This window comes from Achromobacter sp. ACM05 (assembly GCF_019218915.1).
Taxonomy (GTDB): domain Bacteria; phylum Pseudomonadota; class Gammaproteobacteria; order Burkholderiales; family Burkholderiaceae_B; genus Achromobacter; species Achromobacter animicus.
This window is the reverse complement of sequence record NZ_JAHUWQ010000003.1, coordinates 142,328-155,597: the sequence shown is the minus strand read 5'-3', so window position 1 is coordinate 155,597 and position 13,270 is coordinate 142,328. Positions and strand designations below refer to the sequence as shown.

Sequence of the window (13,270 nt, the reverse complement as noted above, 5' to 3'; positions counted from 1 at the left end):
TTCCAACGAGTTCCAGCACCCATGTCCTCCCCCTTCGATTGGTCTTTTCCGTACGCTTCCCGAAAAATGCCGGTCCTGGCCGCCAACGCGGTCGCGACCAGCCAGCCGCTGGCTGCGCAGGCGGGACTACGCATGCTGCTGGCCGGTGGCAATGCCGTTGACAGCGCCATTGCCACCGCGATCGCCCTGACCGTCGTCGAGCCCGTGATGAACGGGATCGGCGGCGACATGTTTGCCCTGATCTGGCACGACGGCCAGCTTCATGGCTTGAACTCCAGCGGCTGTGCGCCGGCCGCGTGGACGCCCGAGTACTTCAAGGGCCGCGACGCCATGCCGGGCACCGGCTGGGGCACGGTCACGGTGCCGGGTCAGATCGCGGGCTGGAAGGCCTTGTCCGACCGCTTCGGCAAGCTTCCCTTCGCCAAGCTCTTCGAACCCGCCATCGCGTATGCCGAGGAAGGCTTTGCGGTGTCGCCCACCATTGCGCGCCAATGGGCCAATCAGGCGCCCAAGCTCGCGGCCGAGCCGGGCTTTGCCGAGGCCTTCCTGCCGCAGGGCCGCGCGCCGCAGGCGGGCGAATGGTGGCGCTTTCCCGACCAGGCCAAGACCTTGCGCGACATCGCCGAAACCGGTGTTGAAAGCTTCTACCGCGGCGAACTGGCCCGCAAGATCGCGGACTTCGCGGCCAAGACGGGCGGCGCGCTCAGCGCCGTCGACCTGGCCGAACACCAGGCCGAATGGGTCAAGCCCATCTCGCAGTCGTTCCGCGATTACGAGCTGCACGAAATCCCGCCCAGCGGCCAAGGCATCTCGGCGCTGATGGCGCTGGGCATGCTGGAACAATTCGACCTGGAAGGCATGGGCCGCGACAGCGCCGACTACTACCACGTCAGCATCGAAGCCATGAAGCTGGCGTTTGCCGACCTGCACCATCACGTCGCCGATCCGCGCCACATGCGCACCGACGCGCGCGCCCTGCTCGACCGCGCCTATCTGGCCGAGCGCGCCCGCCTGATCTCGATGGACCGCGCCAGCGTGCCCACCGCGGGCACGCCCGCCACCGGCGGCACCGTCTACCTGACCGCGGCGGACGCCAGCGGCACGATGGTGTCGTTCATCCAGTCCAACTATCACGGCTTTGGTTCGGGCGTGGTCGTGCCGGGTACCGGCATCAGCCTGCACAACCGTGGCCTGAATTTCGTGCTGACGCCCGACCACGTCAACCAGGTCGCGCCGCGCAAGAAGCCGATGCACACCATCATCCCCGCGTTCGTGACGCGCGGCGGCCAGCCGGTCATGTCGTTTGGCGTGATGGGTGGCTCGATGCAGGCGCAAGGCCATCTGCAGATGGTCACGCGTCTGGCGGCCTTTGGCCAGAACCCGCAGGCCATGAGCGACGCGCCGCGCTTCCGCGTCGAGAAGGGCCCGGTCGTGAACGTGGAATCGCACCTGCCGGCCGACGTGGTCGACACGCTGCGCGCGCGTGGCCACAACGTCGCGGTGGCCCCGGTGGACAGCCTGGAGTTCGGCTCGGCGCAGCTCATCTGCCGCTTGCCGCAAGGCGGCTACGTGGCGGCGTCGGACTCGCGCCGCGACGGACAAGCCGTCGGCTTCTGACGCGTTGCGGGGGCACGCCGGACGTCCCTTGCGGAAGTTCGGCGACAATCCGTGACCTGCCGGCGCGCGCCCGTGCGCTGGCAGCCTGCCGCCTTCGCGCGCCGTCACATCCCTGCAGCAGCGCCGCCCGATACTGCCGCGTCGCTGCATGAAGGACCGAAATGCCCCACCCGGCTTCACCGCCCCGCCTCAAACGCGCGCGCTCAGCGCAGCGTTTTCTTCTGACCCTGCAACGCTTACCCGCCTCGCTGGCCGCCGTCGGCCTGCTGGTGCTGGCGTCGGCGCCCACGCCCGGCCGCGCCGCGCTGCCTGTGGCAGTCGGTGGTCAACCGCTGCCTTCGCTGGCGCCAATGCTCGAACGCGTCACGCCGGCCGTCGTCAATATTTCAGCGTCTACCGACGCTGCGGCATCGAGCGGCGACCGCGCGTCCACGCCCGGCAGCCTGCGGCAGAACGTGGGTTCTGGCGTCATCGTCGACGCCACCCAGGGCAACATCCTGACCAACCATCACGTGGTGCGCGGGGCGTCCGCCATCCGCGTGTCACTGCAGGACGGGCGCAGCTTCAACGCCACGGTGGTAGGCAGCGATCCGGACACGGATCTGGCCGTGCTGCGCATCGCCGCGCAGCACCTGCAGGCGCTGACCCTGTCCGACTCCAGCGACCTGCGCGTGGGCGATTTCGTGGTGGCGATCGGTGATCCCTACGGCCTCGGACAGTCGGCGTCGTCCGGCATCGTGTCCGCGCTGGACCGGTCCAGCCTGCGCGCCGCGGGCTACCAGAACTTCATTCAGACCGACGCGTCCATCAACCCCGGCAACTCGGGGGGCGCGCTGGTCAATCTGAACGGCGACCTGGTCGGCATCAACACCATGATCTACACGCCGTCGGGCGGGAATGTAGGCATCGGCTTTGCCATTCCGTCGAATCTGGCGGGCGAAGTCATGCAGCAACTGTTGCAGCACGGGCAGGTGCAGCGCGGCGGACTTGGACTGGACACGCTGGACATCACACCGCGCAATACCCGCCAGCTCGGACTGGCGCCGGGATCGACCGGCGTCGTCGTGGCGCGCGTCGCCGATGGCTCGCCGGCGCAAAAGGCAGGCGTCCAGGCCCGCGACCAGATCCTGTCTATCGACGGCAAGACAATCGGCTCCAGCGCCCAACTGCGCAACGCGGAAGGCCTCTTGCCAGTCGGGCGCCAGGTGCGGCTGGGATTGTCCCGCGCCGGCGCAAGGACCGAGGTCCTGCTGCGCATCGAGCCGGAGCAGAACGAGCGCTTGCATGCAGGTGCACTGGACGCCCGGATGATGGGCGTGGAGTTTTCCGAGGTGGGACGCGCGCAACGCGTGCAAGGCAACGACGGCGCCGCGGTCAGCGCCACGTTTCCCGATCGCGGCCCCGTGGCCGCGCGGCTGCAGCGCGGGGATATCGTCATCGGCGTGAATCAGCGCCCCGTCAGCACGCTTGCCGACCTGCGCAACCTGCTGACCGGCGCGGGAGCGCAGCCGCTGGTGCTGACGCTGCTGCGCGGACGGACCGCCTACACGCTGCAGGTGAACTGAGCGAGGCGCTGCCCGGGAATCGTGGCAGAATGGCCCGACCCGGCGTTCGGCGCCGGTTCCAAGGCAAGCCGTCACGACAAACCATGCATCGCGGGCGCGCCCGGCCCGCCAGAAGGAGCACGGATGAACCGCATTCCGCCTCACACCCGCCAAAAGCTGCCCCGCCTGCTGCTGGCGGCCGGCCTCGCAGTCATCGCGACCGGCGCGGCCGCACAGGACAAGGCGCCGCAGATCATGCAGGTGCCGGCCGACAACCGCATCGTCTGGCAGGCGCCGGCGGAAGGCGACATCACGTATGAATGCCGGCTGACGCAGACCGACGGCGCGCGCTACGCGTGGGTCATCGCGGGCGCGGCTGCGACGCTTGGCGCGGGCCAATCCGGCCAGACCGGCACCTACAAAAGTCCGCCTGAAACCTGGCGGGCAGCCGACGGGTCGACGCTGACCGGCATGGAAACCGTGCGCGCCAATGCCGGGCCGGACCGCCTGTACGACCAGCTCGTCCTGGCCAATCCGTCGTCGGGCGTGGGTCTGTTGACCGGCGTGACCTACATCCAGCGGTTCGTGCGCGCGGGCGGCGGCGCGCCGCAGACGCCCTGCTCGGCGGCCAACAAGGGCCAACGGGCGCAGGTCAAATACCAGGCCGATTACGTGTTCTGGAAACCGAACTGAGGTTGGTTCGCTGAACGGACGTCCGGCGTCGGTCGCATTGCGGCAATGCACCGCGCCGGTCGTACCGCGGCTGCCCCCCAACGGCGGCCCCTGCTGCGCCGCTCGTGCGCCCCCATCGGGCAGATGCCCGGCGTTACTGCGCGACGGACATGCCCTGCTTCAAGGCATCGACCAGCCCGGGATGCCGGGCCTTTTCCTGCGTGAGCGTGTAGGCGGAAAACGTCACCACCTTCTTGCCCGACGCCGCGAACAGCGCCGTCAGCTCGGCCGGGCGGCCCGACAGTTTGCTGGTCGCGTCCACTTGAAAAACGCCGATGCTGCCGACCTTGAACGCGCCGTCTCCCGTCTTCTTGAACGTCGGCACCGCTTCCTTCTGCTGCGACTGAAAGCCCGCGGCCATCGCGCCCAATGTGAACGCGTCGTCATCGCCGACGGCCAGTTCGACCGGCACATCGATCACGATGATCGCCTGCATGGTGGCGCGATTCAGGTAGATCTTGCCGGAGACCTCGGGCGTTGCCGGGTCCGACGGAAATTCGGTTTCGGTGAAGCCGGCGGGGATGAGGACCTTGAGCTTGCCGTCCAGCACCTGCAGCGTTTGCGGCTGCGGCGGGGGAGCGGCGGCGGCGTCCGCCGTCGCGCCATTCGGGTCTTGTTGCGCAGCAGGCGATCCGGCGGCCGGCGAACCGGCGGCCGGCGAACCGGCGGCCGGCGATCCGGCGGCGGGCGATCCCGCGGCGGGCGATCCCGCGGCGGGCGATCCTGCGGCCGGAGGAGCCGGTGTCGGCGATGCCGGTGCCGGCGCGGCTGGCGCTGACGGCGCCGGCGCTGCTGGAGCAGGTGCTGCTGGGGCAGGTGCTGATGGGGCGGGCGCTGCCGGTGCTGGCGTAGCTGCTGCTGGGGCTGGCGCTGCCGGTGCTGGCGTGGCTGCGGCCGGCGCGGCTGGGGCGGGCGCTGCCGCTGCTGACGCGGCAGGTGCCGGTGATGCCGGCGCTGGCTTCGCAGAAGCCGATGCCGCAGGTGCAGGTGCAGGTGCGGGCGCCGTCGATGCCGCCGCCGGCGCTGCCGCTGCCGCTGCTGGCGGCTTAGCCGCAGGTGAAGCCGCAGCAGGCGCTCCGCCTGCGGCCGCCGCATCCCCCGGCTGAACATTCTGTGCCTGCGCAGAGGCGCCCGCGGCCATGGCCAGCGTCAACGCCAATGTCATTTCTGCGAGCCGTGCGTTGTGCGTGTGCATAGCTATCCGATGATTAGGCTGAGCGTTCAATACTACAACGACACTCACCCTGCCCTCGGGCGATGAGGGTCGGCAGGGTGATCCAAAATGCTACGCAATCCGGCCTCAAAAAATGACGAAGCCCGCGCAAGCCTGCGCGGGCCTTCAAATTGCCATGATCGGAGTTCGGGTGAGCGGACTGGGAGTGGAGCTAGGGAGGTGGCCGCTTTTTTCGCGTCTGTGGCCGGGTAAGACGCCCAATCCGCTCAGTGCAACCGCGGTGCAGGGCGCAAGCGGCGCGCGCCTGGCGCGCGCCGCTCATCACGTCTGCCGCTTAGAAGCGATGACGGACACCGACCATGCCCACCGTGCTCTTCACGCCGTCGATGAACGCGAAGTCCGTGGCGTAGGAGCCCAGCGCGTACAGGTTCGTACGCTTGGACAGGTTGTACGTGTAGCCGATGCTGTACACGTTCATGGCCGAATCGCCACCGGTCAGCAGATCGCTGTCCGGATCGGCACGTTGCCACGAAGCCAGGATGGTGCTGGCGCCAAGCGGAACGGTCACGCCGACCATGTACGAATTGGCCTTGAAGTCTTCGACGCCAACGTTCGAGCTGAAGCTCTTGGCCTCGGGGCTGCCGCTGCCGAAGGCGTTGATGCTTTGGCCGGTGAACCAGCCGTCACGCGTCTGACCGAACGCGGCAGCCAGCTTCACGACTTCAAAGTCGTACGAAGCGCCGATGCTCCAGGCCTTGGGCGTGGCGTCATTGCCAAGCTGGTTGGCCGGGTTCAGTTGGTCGTACGTCAGGGCGACGTTCAGCGGACCGTTCACGTAGCGCACGCCGGCCGTGATGGCGCGGGTGTTGTCAGCGGTGCGGAAGCCGGTCTGTGCGGCGGTCGTGTCGGCGATGTTGAACGAGTAGCCGACGCCAGCCTGGAAGCCGCCGAACGACGGGGTCGAGTACTGGACCATGTTGTCGTAGCGGACCGTGTTGGCGGCGCTGAACGCGTTGCCGATGTTGGCTTGGCCGTAGCTGGCGCCGAACGGATCGATCGCGCCCAGGTACTTGGAAGCGATGTTGGTCTGACGGCCGAATTCCAGCAAGCCCCACGACGAGCTCTTCAGGCCGATGGTGGCTTGGCGGCCGAACAGGCGGCTGCTCTGGCCCGACTGGCCGTTGGCCGAGTTGAAGCCGCTTTCCAGCGTGAACACGGCGGAGAGGCCGTCGCCCAGATCTTCCGAACCGCGCAGGCCCCAGCGCGAACCGCTGGAAACGCCGTTGCTCATGCCGACCTTGGATTCATGGTAGCCATCGCCCTTGATCCGCTGATAGCCCACGCCCGTATCGATCAAGCCGTACAGCGTCACCGAGGTTTCCGCCTGCGCCATGCCGGACAGCGCGGCAAAGATGGCGGTGGCGAACAGAGTCTTTTTCATTACAGATTCCCATTGATGTGAACAGACATGCGCATGTGGCCAGACCCGCATTGCAGGCGGCACAGTGATGCACACGGCGCATGGCAGGAACGGATTCTAGGGACGCAATATGTCAGTTCTGGGGACACAAGCGATTTCGCAGCAAGAAATGGAAATAATCGCTTTTTTGTGGCGCGACGCCGACAGCGGCGCGCACATCGGCCACGCCGGCAGGCGTGTCATGTGCGTGTGCTATGAAGACAGCATGCGCGCAAACGTGCGCAGCAGTTGGCGCGCATCGTGCGTGGGGACGAGGCCCGCCACCATCGCCGCCACGTCGTGGCCCTCCGCCTCGAACACCGGCGCGCGGCGCGACAGGCACGCCGACATCAGCGTCGGCGAGAACTCGGGATGGAATTGCACCGACCACGCGTTCGGCCCATATCGCAGGACCTGATGCGGATCGTGCCGCGAACGGGCCAGCACTTCGGCGCCCGGCGGCGGCGTCAACACGCTTTGCTCATGCGTCAGATTGGCCAGAAAACGCCGCGGCAGCGCGCCAAGCAGCGCATCGTCGCCAACGTCCGCGCAGAAGTCGATGGCATGCTGGCCGATCTCGCGGCCCTGCGGATGAAAGTCGACGACGCCGCCCAGCGCGTGCGCCATCAGTTGATGGCCGTAGCAGATGCCCAAGAGCGGCAACCGCGCGCCATGCGCGCCACGCAGCCATTCGGCCGTGCGCTCGCTCCAGGGCTCGCGATCCGTCACCATGGACCACGATCCCGTCAGCACCGCGCCGGACACGTCATTCCACGTGGGCAGGGGTTCGTCGTCGTGGGGCTTGAAGACCCGCACCGGCAGGCCCGGATCATCAAGCGCGGCCAGCATCCAGTCGGATTGTTCGCCTTGCGCCTGCCGCAGATCTTCGGGCGGGCGGCCCATCTGAATGATGGCGAGCGGTTTTCGGGTCATGGACAACGATTCTGCGGAAAGGAAGACGGAGTTTACTTTCCGAACAGGCGCCGCAGGCGCTGGGACTCCGCGAGGTTCAGGCGCTTGGCTTCGTCTTCGGCGTAATCCCGCTCGCCGACATCGTAGGACCCTTCGTGCAGGCACTTCTTGCGATTGGATTTGCACTCATCGTTGGACCGGGCCGGCGTGGTGGCCGCCATGCTGGCCTTTTCCGCAGCCGTCGGTTTGCTGGACGAGCACCCCGCCACCACCGCGACAAAAAACAACGCCGCGCCGCAGCGGCTGATCGTGAATATCGACATTTTCCCGGCCCTACAGAAGTGCTATAGCCGCTTTTATAGCAAACGCGCGCGGGGAAAGGCGTGTTAAGTCGTAGCAGACGCGCGATCCGATTCAGCGCGATACCGCAGCGCCTCTATCACCAGCGCCAACGCCGGCGAGAGCTGCCGGCGATTTGCGTAGTAAAGGTGATAGCCCGGAAACACCGGCCACCAATCCTCCAGCACGGGCGCCAGCCGGCCCGCTTCGATGTGGGGTTTGACCAGGTCATAGGGCACATAAGCCATGCCCATGCCATCGAGCGCCGCCTGCAGCATCAGGAACGTATTGTTGAACACGGTCTGCCCGTTCACGCGCACGCTCAGCGCGCGTCCATCCTTTTCAAAATCCCAGGCGTACAGGCCGCCGTGCGTGGGCAGCCGCAGGTTCACGCAACAGTGTTCCGTCAGTTCCTGCGGCGTGGCGGGCAGTGATCTGCCGGCCAGGTAGCCCGGCGACGCGGCGACCGCCATGCGCAGGTCGGGCGCGATGCGCACGGCGATCATGTCCTTGTCCACGCGGTTGCCCACGCGCACTCCCGCGTCGAAACGTTGCGCAGCGATGTCGGTCATCGCGTAGTCCACGCTGAATTCGATCTGCACGTCCGGGTACTGCCGCAGAAGCGGCAACAGGCGCGGCCATAGCGCCGTCACGATGGCGTGGTCATGCGCGGTGATGCGTACCGTGCCCGCGGGCTTGTCGCGCATTGCGGTCAGCGACTCCAGCTCCTGCTGTATTTCGCTCAGCCGGGGACTCAACACACTCAGCAGCCGGGCGCCGGCTTCAGTAGGTGAAACGCTGCGGGTCGTCCGGGTGAGCAACCGCACGCCCAGGCGGCGATCGTGCCCATTGCCGCGTTGGCGGCAACCGGCGACATCGCGCGGCTGAACGCGGCGCTTGAACAAGGTCTGGATGCCGGATTGACGGTCAGCGATGCCAAAGAGGTGCTGGTGCAGCTGTACGCCTACGCCGGCTTTCCGCGCAGCCTCAATGCCCTGTCCGAACTGATGAAGGTAAGGCAGGCTCGCCAGCAACGCGGCATCCAGGATGCGCCCGGCGCCGAGCCCAGCCGGCCGATCCCGCAGGGCGACGCGCTGCTGGCAGCCGGAACTGCCAATCAGACCAAGCTATCTGGCGGCCCGGTCCAGGGCCCCTTGTTCGACTTCGCTCCCGTTGCCAACGAATACCTGCGCACGCACCTCTTTGGCGACATCTTCGAGCGCGACAACCTCGATTGGCAAAGCCGCGAAATTGCTACGGTCAGCATGCTGGCCGCACTGACGGGCGTCGAATCGCAACTGCAATCGCACATGCGGATCAGCATGAACGTGGGGCTGACGGCGCCGCAACTGCGCCAGCTTGCCCAGGTGCTGGCGTCACAAGTCGACGCGCAGACGGCCCGCCGCGCAACGGACGCGCTGGACCGGCAATTGCTGGTGCAAGCCGGCAAGTGACGGCAAGGGCCGCCTCCTGTGCAGGCAGGACCGGCCCCGGACACTGGCGAATTTGTCCCTTTAATGAACCAACCCGGGATTTTTTGGGCAAAATTCCGGACTCAAGCAATGATCCCCGCCACCCGAGGCAAGGCAGCTTGTCGTGCCCTCCCCCTGGACTCCCTTCATGACGCAATTGCAAATCAACGGCCAGACCAAGGACGTCAACGTCCCGGATGAAATGCCGATCCTATGGGTCCTGCGCGATGAATTGGGCATGACCGGCACCAAGTTCGGCTGCGGCATGGCCTTGTGCGGCGCCTGTACGGTGCATATCGACGGCACGCCCGTGCGATCCTGTCTTACGCCCGTCTCCGTGGCCACCGGCCGCCAACTCTCCACCATCGAAGGCATGGAAGCCGATCCGGTCGGCCGGGCGGTGCAGGCGTCCTGGGTTACCAATAACGTCGCGCAATGCGGCTATTGCCAGGCTGGCCAGATCATGACGGCGGTAAGCCTGTTGAAGGCGACTCCCAACCCGACCGAACAACAGATCGCGGACGCCATGAGCGGCAACATCTGCCGCTGCGGCACGTACCCGCGGATCCTCGCGGCCATTCAGCAGGCCGCAGCCCGCCTCGCCCAAGGAAGCAAGCAATGACCGCCGCCGTTCAGCATTCGCGCCGCGCCTTCCTGCAGGGCAGCCTGGGCGTGCTCACGCTGGCCGTCACCGCAAAGGGATGGATCACGGCGGCGGTGGCCGCCGAACCGGCTGCCAAAGCATACGGCGCCGACAGCATGCCCGGCGGCACCGTGGACGATCCGCTCGTCTTCGTCAGCATTGCTGCCGATGGCGCCGTCACCATCGTGGCGCACCGTGCCGAGATGGGCACCGGGGTGCGTACCAGCCTGCCGATGGTGGTGGCCGACGAAATGGAAGCACGCTGGGAACGCGTGAAGGTCGTGCAGGCCCCCGCCGACGAATCCCGCTACGGCAATCAGAACGTCGACGGTTCGCGCAGCATGCTCCACTTCCTGATGCCGATGCGGCGCGTGGGCGCGGCCGCCCGGCAGATGCTCGAAGCGGCCGCGGCGGCGCGGTGGTCCGTGCCCATTGCCGAGGTCAAAGCCGAACAACACGAAGTGCTGCATGTGCCGAGCGGCCGCCGTCTTTCGTATGGCGACCTGGCGGCGGACGCGGCCAAGCAGCCCGTGCCCGCGGGCAACGCCCTCAAACTCAAGGCCCGGTCCGAATTCCGCTACATCGGCAAGGACCAGGTGCGCCTGGTCGACCTTGAAGCCATCGGCAAAGGCCAGGCGACCTACGGCATGGACATGCGCCTTCCCAGCATGGTCTACGCCGTCGTTGCGCGCCCGCCCGTCGTGGGCGGCCGGGTGCGCCGCGTCGACAGCGCCAAGGCGCTCGCCGTGCCCGGCGTGCTGAAGGTCGTAGAAATCCCCGTCATGCAAGGGGCGCCCGCCTTCCAGCCGCTAGGCGGCGTGGCGGTTGTGGCGCGCAACACCTGGGCCGCGCGGCAGGGGCGCGATGCGCTGCAGATCGAATGGGACGACGGTTCGAACGGCGCCTATGACTCCGTCGCCTACCAGCAGACGCTGCAGGCGGCGGCGCGCGCGCCCGGCAAGACGATGCGCAATCAAGGCGACGCCGCGAATGCCTGGACCAACGCGCCGGAAGCCGAGCGCGTATCCGCGGAGTACTACGTCCCGCACCTGGCCCACGCGTCGATGGAGCCGCCCGTCGCCACCGTGCAAATCCAGGGCGATCGCGCCGAGGTCTGGACGTCCATCCAGAATCCGGTCGCTGCCCGGGACGCCGTGGCCGCGCGCCTGAAGCTTGAGCCCGCCAACGTCAAGGTCAACGTGCTGCTGCTGGGCGGCGGTTTCGGCCGCAAGTCCAAGCCCGATTTTGTGGACGAAGCGGCCATCGTCGCCGGCGCCATGCCCGAAGGCACGCCGGTCAAGCTGGTCTGGACCCGCGAAGACGACATCCATCACGACTACCTGCACACGGTCTCGGTCGAGCGCCTGGAAGCCGTCATGAACACGCAGGGGCATGTCCAGTCCTGGCTGCACCGCAGCGCCTCCCCCACCATCGCGTCGTTGTTTGCGCAAGGCGCCAAGGGGCAGCAGATGTTCGAGTCCGCCATGTCGGCGATCAACATGCCCTATCGCATTCCCAATGTGCGCGTGGAAACCGCCGAAGTCGAAGCCCATGCGCGCATCGGCTGGTTCCGGTCCGTCGCCAACATTCCGCATGCCTTCGCGGCCCAGTGCTTCATCGACGAACTCGCGCATCGCGCGGGCAAGGATCCTCAGGCATTCGCGCTGGATCTCATTGGCCCCGCGCGCCAGATCGATCCCGGCACGTTGGCCGACACCTGGAACTACACCGAATCGCCTGAGCGCTACCCCTACGACACCGGCCGCCTTCGCGGCGTGATCGACGCCGCGTGCAAGGGCTCGGGCTGGGGCCGCACACTACCGAAGGGGCATGGGCTCGGGCTGGCCTTCTGCTACAGCTTCATGAGCTACACCGCCACGGTGGTCGAGGTGGCGGTGGACGACAAGGGCGAGATCCGCGTCGTCGCCGTGGACATGGCGATGGACTGCGGCCCGCAGATCAACCCCGAACGCATTCGCGCGCAGATGGAAGGCGGCGCCATCATGGGGCTGAGCCTGGCGCTGACCAGCGAGATCACCTTTGAAAAAGGCCGCGTCAAGCAAAGCAACTTCCACGACTACGAGGTGCTGCGCCACAACGCCTCGCCGCGCGTGATCCGCACGCATCTGGTCAACGACGACCACGCGCTGCCACCGGGCGGCGTGGGCGAACCGCCAGTGCCGCCCGTCGCCCCCGCGCTGTGCAACGCGATCTTCGCCGCGACGGGCAAGCGGATCCGCACCCTGCCGGTCCGCAAGCTGGCATAAGCGGAAAGCCAATCTATGACTGAATCAGGGCCGTCCGCCATGAACGCCTTTTTGATCCAAAGGAAGCACGCCCATGGAAAGCGTTGATGTCCGCGTGCTGCGCGCGGCGCGCGACTGGCAGGAGGCCGGGCATCGCCTAATGCTGGCTACGGTCGTCAAGACATGGGGCTCGTCGCCGCGGCCCGTGGGGTCCATGATGGTGCTGCGCGAGGACGGCCGTTGCATCGGCTCGGTGTCCGGCGGCTGCATCGAGGACGACCTGATCCACCGCTACACGCGGGCTTACGGCGACGGAAGCATTCCACAATCGGCGCCCGAACTCGTCCGCTACGGCGTCACGGCCGACGAGGCGCACCGGTTCGGACTGCCCTGCGGCGGGACGCTTGAACTGCTTCTGGAATTTGCACCGGACAGCGGAATACTGAATGAACTGGTCCGCCGGCTCGAGACCGGCCAGCTCGTACAGCGGACGGTCGATTGCGCCAGCGGCGCGGTCACGCTGAGCGACGCCTCGGCGCCGGAGGCCCTGCATTTCGATGGCGTCACCCTATCCAGCACGCTGGGCCCGCAGTACAGGCTGTTGCTGATCGGCGCCGGGTCGCTGGCCGAGTACGTCGCCACCATGGCGCTGTTCAATGACTTCGCGGTCACCGTGTGCGATCCGCGCATCGAGCATCTGGGCACATGGTCCGTCGACGGCGTGGCATTCACCACCGAAATGCCCGACGACGCCGTACGCGCGCTGAACCCGGATTCCCGCACGTGCATCGTGGCGCTCAGCCATGACCCCAAACTTGACGACATGGCGCTGCTGGAAGCGCTGCACAGTCCCGCCTTCTACGTCGGCGCCATCGGCTCGCGCCGTAACGCCGCCAGCCGCCGGCAGCGGTTCATCGAGCATCTGGACGAAACCGAAGCATCCGTGCAGCGGCTGCACTCGCCAGTCGGTCTGCACATCGGCAGCAAGACGCCGGCCGAAATCGCGGTGAGCGTGATGGCGCACATTCTGGCGGTGAAGAATGGCGTGATGACGGGATAGGGGCGCCGCCGTTCGCAAGTGATGTGTACCTGTCTATACTAGGAACCGCATCTTTCCTTGCTTATGTGTTGC

At 67.1% G+C, this 13,270-nt stretch carries 13 protein-coding genes; 8 read left to right on the top strand and 5 right to left on the bottom strand.

Going from position 1 to position 13,270, the window contains the following annotated elements; all coding sequences use genetic code 11:
- Nucleotides 1-21 precede the first annotated feature (21 nt).
- From ggt to KW836_RS19025, 3 genes are all read left to right on the top strand, one after another.
- Nucleotides 22-1,617 (top strand): gamma-glutamyltransferase, encoded by a 1,596-nt coding sequence (gene ggt, locus KW836_RS19035; RefSeq protein WP_218344417.1) that lies wholly within the window; start codon nucleotides 22-24, stop codon nucleotides 1,615-1,617.
- A gap of 161 nt (nucleotides 1,618-1,778) precedes the next feature.
- Nucleotides 1,779-3,182, top strand: a complete 1,404-nt coding sequence (locus tag KW836_RS19030; protein ID WP_218344416.1) for a trypsin-like peptidase domain-containing protein — start codon at nucleotides 1,779-1,781, stop codon at nucleotides 3,180-3,182.
- A gap of 123 nt (nucleotides 3,183-3,305) precedes the next feature.
- Nucleotides 3,306-3,854, top strand: coding sequence for a DUF3455 domain-containing protein (locus KW836_RS19025; protein WP_175124360.1), 549 nt, complete (start codon nucleotides 3,306-3,308; stop codon nucleotides 3,852-3,854).
- Between the two features lie 133 nt (nucleotides 3,855-3,987).
- Here KW836_RS19025 and KW836_RS19020 read toward each other — a convergent pair whose 3' ends face one another.
- Nucleotides 3,988-4,443, bottom strand: a complete 456-nt coding sequence (locus KW836_RS19020; RefSeq protein ID WP_218344415.1) for a hypothetical protein — start codon at nucleotides 4,441-4,443, stop codon at nucleotides 3,988-3,990.
- A gap of 326 nt (nucleotides 4,444-4,769) precedes the next feature.
- Here KW836_RS19020 and KW836_RS19015 point away from each other — a divergent pair, with 326 nt between their 5' ends.
- Nucleotides 4,770-4,943 carry a hypothetical protein gene (locus KW836_RS19015; RefSeq protein ID WP_218344414.1) on the top strand — a complete coding sequence of 58 codons (174 nt, stop codon included), beginning with the start codon at nucleotides 4,770-4,772 and terminating at the stop codon, nucleotides 4,941-4,943.
- A gap of 458 nt (nucleotides 4,944-5,401) precedes the next feature.
- Here the strand turns inward: KW836_RS19015 and KW836_RS19010 are convergent, their stop codons facing one another.
- From KW836_RS19010 to KW836_RS18995, 4 genes are all read right to left on the bottom strand, one after another.
- Nucleotides 5,402-6,508: a porin gene (locus tag KW836_RS19010; protein ID WP_175138695.1), complete on the bottom strand. Its 1,107-nt coding sequence runs from the start codon at nucleotides 6,506-6,508 to the stop codon at nucleotides 5,402-5,404.
- Between the two features lie 231 nt (nucleotides 6,509-6,739).
- Nucleotides 6,740-7,459, bottom strand: a complete 720-nt coding sequence (locus KW836_RS19005) for a glutamine amidotransferase (RefSeq protein ID WP_218344413.1) — start codon at nucleotides 7,457-7,459, stop codon at nucleotides 6,740-6,742.
- Between the two features lie 32 nt (nucleotides 7,460-7,491).
- Nucleotides 7,492-7,761, bottom strand: coding sequence for a hypothetical protein (locus tag KW836_RS19000; RefSeq protein ID WP_218344412.1), 270 nt, complete (start codon nucleotides 7,759-7,761; stop codon nucleotides 7,492-7,494).
- Nucleotides 7,762-7,824: 63 nt separating this feature from the next.
- Nucleotides 7,825-8,691, bottom strand: a complete 867-nt coding sequence (locus tag KW836_RS18995) for a LysR family transcriptional regulator (protein WP_370633059.1) — start codon at nucleotides 8,689-8,691, stop codon at nucleotides 7,825-7,827.
- On the opposite strand from KW836_RS18995, the gene KW836_RS18990 reads away from it, so the two are divergent.
- From KW836_RS18990 to KW836_RS18975, 4 genes are all read left to right on the top strand, one after another.
- A complete protein-coding gene (locus KW836_RS18990) occupies nucleotides 8,617-9,231 on the top strand; it encodes a carboxymuconolactone decarboxylase family protein (protein ID WP_218344770.1) in 615 nt (204 codons plus the stop codon). The genes KW836_RS18995 and KW836_RS18990 overlap by 75 nt on opposite strands.
- A 166-nt stretch (nucleotides 9,232-9,397) precedes the next feature.
- A complete protein-coding gene (locus tag KW836_RS18985; RefSeq protein ID WP_218344411.1) occupies nucleotides 9,398-9,871 on the top strand; it encodes a (2Fe-2S)-binding protein in 474 nt (157 codons plus the stop codon).
- On the top strand, nucleotides 9,868-12,159 hold the full coding sequence (locus tag KW836_RS18980) for a xanthine dehydrogenase family protein molybdopterin-binding subunit (RefSeq protein WP_218344410.1): 2,292 nt from the start codon (nucleotides 9,868-9,870) through the stop codon (nucleotides 12,157-12,159). Before KW836_RS18985 ends, KW836_RS18980 begins: the two co-directional genes overlap by 4 nt.
- 73 nt (nucleotides 12,160-12,232) lie before the next feature.
- Nucleotides 12,233-13,198 (top strand): XdhC family protein, encoded by a 966-nt coding sequence (locus KW836_RS18975; protein ID WP_218344409.1) that lies wholly within the window; start codon nucleotides 12,233-12,235, stop codon nucleotides 13,196-13,198.
- Nucleotides 13,199-13,270 lie beyond the last annotated feature (72 nt).